Source organism: Agromyces sp. ISL-38 (assembly GCF_018613935.1).
Classification (GTDB): Bacteria; Actinomycetota; Actinomycetes; order Actinomycetales; family Microbacteriaceae; genus Agromyces.
This window is the reverse complement of record NZ_JAGGPF010000002.1, coordinates 206,492-214,974: the sequence shown is the minus strand read 5'-3', so window position 1 is coordinate 214,974 and position 8,483 is coordinate 206,492. Positions and strand designations below refer to the sequence as shown.

6 protein-coding genes are annotated in these 8,483 nt (G+C 72.1%); 4 read left to right on the top strand and 2 right to left on the bottom strand.

Annotated elements, in window-relative coordinates; all coding sequences use genetic code 11:
- A partial coding sequence (locus J7E25_RS03950; protein ID WP_214868163.1) for a DUF3376 domain-containing protein occupies nt 1–2,485 on the bottom strand: 2,485 nt, incomplete at its 3' end.
- Between the two features lie 239 nt (nt 2,486–2,724).
- On the opposite strand from J7E25_RS03950, the gene J7E25_RS03945 reads away from it, so the two are divergent.
- The 4 genes from J7E25_RS03945 (at nt 2,725) to J7E25_RS03930 (ending at nt 7,820) form a co-directional block, all read left to right on the top strand.
- Nucleotides 2,725–3,390 carry a response regulator transcription factor gene (locus J7E25_RS03945; protein ID WP_214868162.1) on the top strand — a complete coding sequence of 222 codons (666 nt, stop codon included), beginning with the start codon at nt 2,725–2,727 and terminating at the stop codon, nt 3,388–3,390.
- Nucleotides 3,390–5,180, top strand: coding sequence for a sensor histidine kinase (locus J7E25_RS03940; RefSeq protein ID WP_214868160.1), 1,791 nt, complete (start codon nt 3,390–3,392; stop codon nt 5,178–5,180). Before J7E25_RS03945 ends, J7E25_RS03940 begins: the two co-directional genes overlap by 1 nt.
- 49 nt (nt 5,181–5,229) lie before the next feature.
- Entirely contained in the window at nt 5,230–6,231 is a 1,002-nt protein-coding gene (locus tag J7E25_RS03935) for an adenosine deaminase (RefSeq protein WP_214868158.1), read from the top strand.
- 182 nt (nt 6,232–6,413) lie between these two features.
- Nucleotides 6,414–7,820, top strand: coding sequence for an HNH endonuclease signature motif containing protein (locus J7E25_RS03930; RefSeq protein ID WP_214868156.1), 1,407 nt, complete (start codon nt 6,414–6,416; stop codon nt 7,818–7,820).
- A gap of 283 nt (nt 7,821–8,103) precedes the next feature.
- Here the strand turns inward: J7E25_RS03930 and J7E25_RS03925 are convergent, their stop codons facing one another.
- Nucleotides 8,104–8,481 carry an MGMT family protein gene (locus tag J7E25_RS03925; protein WP_214868154.1) on the bottom strand — a complete coding sequence of 126 codons (378 nt, stop codon included), beginning with the start codon at nt 8,479–8,481 and terminating at the stop codon, nt 8,104–8,106.
- Nucleotides 8,482–8,483: the final 2 nt, after the last annotated feature.

Below are 8,483 nucleotides of genomic sequence, written 5' to 3'. Positions count from 1 at the left end.
CGGGCGACGCGGGCGACGCGGCGGGCGTGTCGGTGCCCGTTGCCTGGGCCTCGAGCGCCGACACTCGAGCCGTGACATAGCGTGGCTCGTCGGACTCCTCGAGCACCGCATCCTGCACCACGCGCACGTCACGTGCCGGATCGGGCGCTCCCGTCACGGTCGCGGTGAGGAAGCGCACGATGCCCGCCGACGCGTCGAGCCGCCCCCACCACCAGTCGTTCACTCGCCACTCGCGCGCGAGGAAGCCGAGGAAGTTCCCGAAGCCGTAGCCGGCGAGCTTCGCCTGCCGGTCGAGCACCACGTGGTCGGCCGCCGCATTCAGGCGGGCGGCGACGTCGTCGGCGCTGAGTGTCGAGGTGCGCATGAGCTTCTGCAGCACGGCGTACTTCCGGTCGGCGACGAGGGTCGCGAAGCTCGCCGGACGGTCGGGCTCCTCGTCGACCCCGATGCTCCAGTACCGGATGCTCGAGAGCGCAGCGGGGATGCCGCCCGCATTCATGACGGGGGGCAGGTCGGCGGCGTAGAGGGTGGGCACCTGGCCAAGGGCGCTCCACGGGGACTCCGCCCACGTGCGGCGAGTGGCGTGGTCGTAGTAGCGGATGGTGCGGTCGAGCTTCTTCGTCGCGCTCGCGAGCCGTGAGATCGCGGCATCCAGCGCCCGCCAGTGCGCATCGGTGTCGATCGCATCGGATGCCGCGAACCACGCGTCGAGCCAGTCGTCGAAGTCCTCGCCCCGCGGAACGGCCCTGCGCTCGGCGAGGGATTGCGTGCGTTCCAGCACGAGCGCGGTGAGGGCGTCGCGGGAACGGGTGGCGTCGGCGAGCGCAGCGTAGGCGGGCTCGCGCACCTCGGACAGGGCGAGGTGCCGCCGGGAGTCGGGCGCCTCGGGCACCGCCTCGAGCGCGCGCGCCCACGAGAGCACGCAGTTCGCGGCATCCGCGAGCGCCAGCACGGATCGCGAGGCGGTCTGCGAATTCTCTGCAGACGCGCGTTCGAACCTGGCGACCGCGTGCGCGGGCAGCCCGGCGAGTGCGACCCGGTCGATCGGCAGGTAGCGCCGGCGCTCGGAGAGCGACGATTGGAGCTGCCAGGCGGAGGGCAGCGAGACGTCCTCGGCGAGATGATCGGCGAGCGTCGTGCCGAGGGAGCGGAGGTAGGCCCGCCGACGGGCGACGCGGGCTTCCGCGTCCCATGGCGCCGTCGCGATGAGCGAGGCGGCGCTCTCCCGCCGGCCCGACTCGATGAGGCGCGCGGCGTTGAACCGCTGCAGCTCGGCCGCCTCCTGTGCGACGGACTCGCGCCGGAACTGGCGTGAGAGCATCGCGCCGATCGCCCGGAAGAACCGGTTCGCGTTCGGGTCCCAGGGGGCAGTGCCGCCGAGCGGCGCGTCGGGCTCGGGGTCGAGGAAGATCATCGCCCGATCGGCGAGGCGATCGGAGCGGCGCAGCTTCGCCGCACGCAGCGCCCGCTCGATCGGCACGTTGTCGAAGACGGCGCCGTCGACGATGCGATACGGGGTGAACTGCGCTGTGCGATGCACGCCGAACGCGAAGCGCATGTCGCGGGGCTCGACGCCCGCGCGTCCGACGGTCGAGTCGATCTCGGCAGGCTCGAATCCGCCCGGCAGCGACGACGTCGAGCGGGCGGCGAGGGCGAGACGGTCGAGGTGGGCGAGGTCGTCTTCGGCCTTGCCGGGGTAGTCGAAGCTGTCACGGCGGGGGATGAGGTTGTCGAGGGCGTGCTCGTCGGAGCCGACGAAGCGGAAGTGGCCGCGACCCTCGTTCACGTCCTCCTCGAACTCGTCGCCCGCGTCGATGAGGGTGGCCGACAGGTCGACGCTCGTGTACTCGGAGACGAGATCGGGATGGCGGTCGGTGGTCTTGTAGAAGTCGGTCAGCCGTTTGCGCGTGCGCGCACGGAAGTAGGCCTCGCCCTGCATGAGCGCGCGGATGCCCCGGGAGCCGGGCGGGTGCAGCAGGCCCCAGAACCCGCCGACCTCGCTCCAGGTGTTGAGGAGCGAGTCGAGCCCGGTGCCGGCTCGCTGGGCGACCGAGTAGACGACGGCGTTCAGGCCCCCGGCGCTCGCGCCGGCGAGGAGGTCGAACTCGACCCGGTCGTAGCGCGCGGCGTCCATGAGCCGCGCATAGACCTTGAGGCGCTCGAGCACCGGCGGCGTGAGGGGCGACTCGGCAGTCACGAGCACGAACGCGAGCGTCTCGTCGCCGTGATCGTAGAGGCGGAGGCGGCGCAGCAGGTCGAGTTCGGCGACGGCGCCGCCGATCCACACGGCGAGGCTCACGCCGCCGCGCATCGCGAGTGCGACGCGCAGCGTGCGACCCGACGCCGGCGTCGCGTCGTGGGCGCGGACGACGTCGTCGAGGCGCTGGTGGGCGGAGACGATGACGAGGCGGATCGGCCGCGGCGGAGCGGGCGTCGCCCGTACGTCGTCGGCCGGCACTGACCCGGCAGAATCGGTTCGCGGCATCGGGACTCCTCGGTCGGGCATGCGCGTCGCGGTCGGCCATCGGGCTCCGCGAACGGGCGGTGGGGCGGGTGCGCTCGGGTGGGCGCGCACGTGGCATGTCCAGCGTGGCATGAACACCGGCGCCGATGCATCAGGGTACCCCCTGAACTGGGCGGGTGCGCATGCCTGCGAACGGGGTAGAGTCGCGACAAGCGGGCCTTGACCCGAAAGGATCCCGCACGCCCTGAACGGAGAAAGCGATGGAAGGGGCCCCGAAGCCGCTGCGCGTGGCGATCGCCGACGACGCACTGCTGCTTCGAGAGGGCATCGCGAAGGTGCTCGCCGACGGCGGCATCGAGGTCGTGGCCTCCGTCGGCACCGGTGCGGAACTGCTCGAGATCGCGAACCGCGGTGGGCTCGACGCCGCGGTGCTCGACATCAGGATGCCGCCGAGCTTCCGCGACGAGGGCATCGTCGCGCTCGAGGAGATGCGAGCGGGCGGTTCGAAGATCGGCGTGCTGCTGCTCTCGATGTACGCCACGCCCGAGTACGCACTGCGAGTGATGGGAGCCGGCAGCGGCACCGGATACCTCCTGAAGGAACGCGTCTCGGAGCCGCAGACCCTCGTTCGCGCCGTCGAGACCGTCGCCTCGGGCGGATCGGTCGTCGACCCCGAGGTCGTCGAGCAGCTCGTGAAGCGCACGCGCGCCGACGATCCACTCTCCCGGCTCACCGAACGCGAGCGCTCCGTGCTCGAGCTCATGGCCCAGGGCTACTCGAACGGCGGCATCGCCCAGAGCCTGTTCCTCGGCCTGAAGACCGTGGAGACGCACGTGCGCAGCATCCTCCAGAAGCTCGACCTCGAGGAGTCGCCAGAGCACCACCGCCGCGTGCTCGCAGTGCTCACGCTCCTCGGCGCGAGGTGATGGCTCCCGGCCGCAAGGGCCGGATCCTCAAACGCTCAGCGGTGATCGCCGCAGTCGTCGCAGTGAGCCTCGCGATGGAGATCTCGGGATTCCTCGCAACGCCCGAGGGCCAGCGGCCCGAGGCATCGTGGACGACGCTGCACGCGATCGTGCCGCTCGTGTTCGCGGCATCCGCCGGCGTGGCCTGGAGCATCGGCTCGGCGCTGGGACCGGCGCGGCTCATGGTGGTCTTCCCGCTCCTCTGGATCCCGCAGACCTTCTACCGGGTCATCGAGGACCTCGGATGGCTCTGGCCACTCGTGCGGGGAGTCGACCTCGCCTGGGCGGTGCTCACCGGCATCCTCGTGCTCCTCTACCCGAGGGGGTGGCTCGTCGGCCGCGTCGACCGGTGGATCGCCGGTATCGCGCTCGCCGCCTCGATCGTGAACCTCCTCGCCGTGCTGCTGCTCGCCGGCCCCGATCCCGCCGTGTGCGAGTGCGCGCCGAACCCCTATCGCATCGCCGAGCTTCCGGTGCTGTTCGGGTTCATCGACGTCGGCTACCGCATCGTCGGCGTCACCCTCGCGCTCGTGATCGCGGCCCGGCTGCTCGTGAGCTGGGTGCGCGGCAGCGTGCCCGCGCGCACGGTCGCCTTCCTCATGCCGCTCGCACTGCTCGCGTGGGTCATCACGCTCGCAGCCCAAGCGGTCAGCTACGCCGCGGCGGCGACGGCCGACGAGGTGCTCTCGACCGTCTCGCTCATCGCGATCGCGTCGATCCCGGTGAGCTTCGTCGCGGGCATCGCGCACGCGCGCAACATGCGGGCTCGCGTCGCCGACCTGATGCGCATCACCAGGGAGGGCGCGGACCGCGGCCTCTGGGCGGAGTCGCTCGCCCGAACCCTGCGCGACGCGTCGGTGCGCGTCTACTGGTGGGACGAGGAGCGCGGCAGGTACGCGGATGCCGCGGGGGAGCCCATCGACCACGACCCCGCCGACCGGCGCGGTGACCACAGCCTGCTGCCGGTCGCTTCACCAACGGGCATGCCGATCGCACTCATCCGGCACGACCGCGTGCTCACCGACAACATGCGCCTGCTCGACGGCGTCTCGAGCGCGCTCCGGCTCTCGGTCGACAACGGCCGCCTCCGGTCGGAGATCGAGCGCACCCTCGAGCACGTGCGCCAGTCGCGCAGCCGCATCGTCGAGGCGGGCGTCGAGGCCCGGCGCCGCATCGAACGCGACCTGCACGACGGCGCGCAGCAACAGCTCGTCTCGCTCGGCATGCGCTTGCGGCTCGCCGCCAACCACGCGCGCAGTGCCGGAGACGACGGGCTCGCGGCCGATCTCGAGGACACGATCGCGATGCTCAACCTGGCGCTGAAGGAGCTTCGCGAGCTCGCGCACGGCATTCATCCGAGCCTCTTGAGCTCGGGCGGACTCGCGCTCGCCGTTCCCGAGCTCGCGGGTCGCTGCCCGATTCCGGTGGAGATCGACGTGCAGGCCGAGGGGCGGCTGCCCGAGGTGATCGAGTCGACCGCGTACTTCGTCGTCGCCGAGTCGCTCGCGAACATCGCGAAGCACTCGCGGGCGACGCGGGGATGGGTGCGCGCGCACGTGCGCGACGGGGAGCTCGAGCTCGTCGTGCGCGACAACGGGGTCGGCGGGGCCTCGCCCGACGGCAGCGGCATGGTGGGCATCGCCGACCGCGTCGACGCGGTGGGCGGCAGGATCGAGATCGAGAGCCCGCCGGGGGCGGGCACGACCATCACGGTGCGGATGCCGCTCGGCGTCGCGCTCGTCGAGGCGTAACGCCGATGCGTAACACCCGGGAAACGGGCGCGCCGTAGTGTCTCACCGTATGACGACCTGGCCCACTGCCGAACTCCATATCCACATGGAAGGCACCATCGAGGCGGAGCTCCTCATCGAGCTCGCCCGTCGCAACGACGTGCGGCTTCCGAGCTACGACCCCGAGGTGCTGACCGCGCGGTACGACTTCGCCGACCTGCAGTCGTTCCTCGACGTCCACTACTCGAACCTCGCAGTCCTGCGGACGGAGCAGGACTTCCACGACCTCGCGAGCGCCTACCTGCGCCGCGCCGCGAACGCCGGGGTGCGTCGAGCTGAGATCTTCTTCGACCCGCAGACGCACCTCGGCAACGGCGTGCCATTCGAAGCGGTCATCCGCGGATTCGACGCCGCCATCGCCGAGGCGACGCGCAGCACCGGGATCTCCGCCGACCTGATCCTGTGCTTCCTGCGCGACCTGGGCGCCGATGCGGCGATGGAGACGCTCGAGGCGGCCCTGCCGTTCCGGGACTCCTTCATCGGCGTCGGACTCGACTCCACGGAGGTCGGCTACCCGCCGTCGCTGTTCACCGAGGTGTATGCCCGGGCCGCCGCCGAGGGGCTCCACCGTGTGGCGCACGCCGGCGAGGAGGGCGGACCCGACTACGTGCGGGAGGCACTCGACCTGCTGAAGGTGGAGCGGATCGACCACGGCAACCGGGCGCTCGAAGACGCCGAGCTCGTTCGCCGGCTGCGCGACGAGCGCATTCCGCTCACGGTCTGCCCGCTGTCGAACGTCGCCCTGCGGACCGCTCCGCGCGATCTCGCGCAGCATCCGCTCCGGGTGATGATCGATGAAGGCCTGCTCGTCTCGATCAACAGCGACGACCCCGCCTACTTCGGCGGCGATGTCGCGGAGAACTACCGCGCGATCGAGTCGGCGCTCTCGCTCGACGCCGCGCAGCTCGCGACGCTCGCGCGGAACTCCTTCGAGTCGGCGTTCGCTACCGACCAGGAGAAGGCGACGTGGATCGCCGAGGTCGACGCGGAGCTCGCGAAGGTAACCGGCTGAGCGCCGGACGGAGCCGGAGCTGCGATCGGGTGTCTCCCGCCGCGCGGGGGTCGGGCGGGCGGCGGGCGCTGCGAGGCTTGTCGACTTGTCCTCCACAGCCCTCGCGTTTGGTGAATTATTCACAGGCTGATCAGGCGTTTCTGGCTGCTTCGAATGTCGGTGGGTGCCGCAAGAATGGATGCATGACCACCACCCGCGACGCGCTCGAGCAGCTCCGCTCGGCGCTCGCCGAGGTGCTCCGATTCGATGAGGCATCCGGGCTGACCGACGACGAACTGATCGCCGCGATGGGCGCGCTCGAGGCGCTGGGCCGGGTGGTCGACGCCCGCCAGGCGGTGTTCGCGGGTGAGGTGGCCGAGCGGTCGCGGGTTGAGCTCGGCGACCAGCGGCTGTCGCGTCGCAAGGGGTGCCGCTCGGCCGTCGAACTTGTCGAGCGGGTGACGCAGGTGTCGGGTGCCGAGGCGCGCCGCCGCATCGCACTCGGCTCGGCCACCAGAGCGCGTTCCGGGTTCACGGGCGAGCCGCTCGATGCGGTGTTCCCGCTCGTCGCGGCGGCGCTTGCCGCGGGCGAGTTGGGGGCGGATGCCGCGGGCATGATCATCCGCGAGCTCGATCGCACCCGGCCGGTTGCCGACCCCGCGGCGTTCGCAGCCGCCGAGCAGGCGCTCGTCGCCGAGGCGACCGGGCACGGCGACGGGGCGCCGGTGCGGTGCACCGCCGACGAGCTGCGGGTGCAGGCGAAGGCGTGGTCGGTGTTCCTCGACCAAGACGACCCCGAGCCCGACGACGAGCGGGCGATGCGCCGCCGCGGGGTGCGGCTGGGCCGGGCCCGCGACGGGCTGGTCCCGGTCACCGGTGAGCTGATGCCCGAGGTCGCCGCGAAACTCACCCGCCTCTTCGATGCGCACCTGGCGCCGCGCTCGGGTGGCGGGTTCATGACCGACGAAGAGCGGGCACGCCTGGCCGAGTTCGGTGAGACCCTCGCCGCCGACCAGCAACGCCACGACGTGCTCGCCGCCGCGATCGATACCGCCGCCCGCTCGGGCGAGCATCCGAGCATCGGCGGCGCCTCGCCGGCCGTGCTCGTCAGCGTCCGCGCGTCCGACCTCGCTACCGGGCGCGGGGTCGCGCACGCCGACGGCACCGATATCCCGATCTCGCTGCGTGCGGCGAAGCACATGATCTGCACCGGCGGCACCCAGACCGTCGTGTTCGACGACCACGGTCGGATCATCCAGCTCGGGTCGCCCGAGCGGTGCTTCACCCCGCACCAACGCCGCGCGATCACCCTGCGCGACGGCGGATGCCTGATCCCCGGATGCTCCGTCCCGGCCGCGTGGTGCGAGATCCACCACGTCATCCCCGACGTCGACGGCGGGCCCACTCATCCCGACAATGGGGTGCTGCTGTGCTGGTTCCACCACCGCACCATCGACACCTCAGGCTGGGGCATCCGGATGCTCCGCGGCGTGCCCCACATCCGCCCGCCGGCGTGGCTCGACCCCGGCGGCCGCTGGCGCCCCGTCACGAAATCCCCGACCCGGCTCGCCGACCAGCGGGATCGAAGACCCGAGGCGCCGGCGGCGTGAACGGGCGGAGGTGGGCGGTGTTCGCGGCGTGATCGGCCTGGCGTGCGATCCGTCGACCCTGCGGCGTGATCGGCCCGAGCTTCGAGCACTGCGTGCCGCGCTGCCTGTCGCGCTGTGTGCCGCGCTGCGTGCCGCGCTGCGTGCCGCGCTGCGTGCCGCGCTGCGTGCCGCGCTGCGTGCCGCGCTGCGTGCCGCGCTGCTTGTCGCCTCCTCGTCGGCCAGTGCGTCGCGCCGCGCACAGCGCGTGCCCTCGCGCCGTCGTCTTGGCGGTCCGACGATCGTCCTAGGGACGCCAGCGGCAGGAGGCGAGGTCGATACGGTACCCGTCGGCGTCGGAGCTCGGCCGCAGCGGCGTGCCCTCGGCCTCGTAGTGCTCGCGGGCTCGTTCGGCGTAGCCGGGCGGCGGACGGCCTCCTGCCCGGACGACGCGCCACCATGCGACGTCCGACCCGTACCGCGCCATGACCTGGCCAACGGCGCGAGCGGCGCGCGAGCCGAGGAGCGCGGCGACGTCGCCGTAGGTCGCCACGCAACCGGCGGGGATGTCGCCGACCACGGCGAGCACCGCGTCGACGAAGCCCGCTTGGGCAGGCGGTGGTGTCGTGTTCGCCTGCGGCTGCCGTCGCAGCGGTCGATCCTGGCCCTCAGGCGCCGGCGACATGC

Excerpts from the sequence above, each read along its gene's own strand:
- J7E25_RS03940 (WP_214868160.1), top strand. The coding sequence starts at position 3,390 with ATGGCTCCCGGCCGCAAGGGCCGGATCCTCAAACGCTCAGCGGTGATC.
- J7E25_RS03945 (WP_214868162.1), top strand. The coding sequence starts at position 2,725 with ATGGAAGGGGCCCCGAAGCCGCTGCGCGTGGCGATCGCCGACGACGCA.
- J7E25_RS03935 (WP_214868158.1), top strand. The coding sequence starts at position 5,230 with ATGACGACCTGGCCCACTGCCGAACTCCATATCCACATGGAAGGCACC.
- J7E25_RS03925 (WP_214868154.1), bottom strand. The coding sequence starts at position 8,481 with ATGTCGCCGGCGCCTGAGGGCCAGGATCGACCGCTGCGACGGCAGCCG.
- J7E25_RS03930 (WP_214868156.1), top strand. The coding sequence starts at position 6,414 with ATGACCACCACCCGCGACGCGCTCGAGCAGCTCCGCTCGGCGCTCGCC.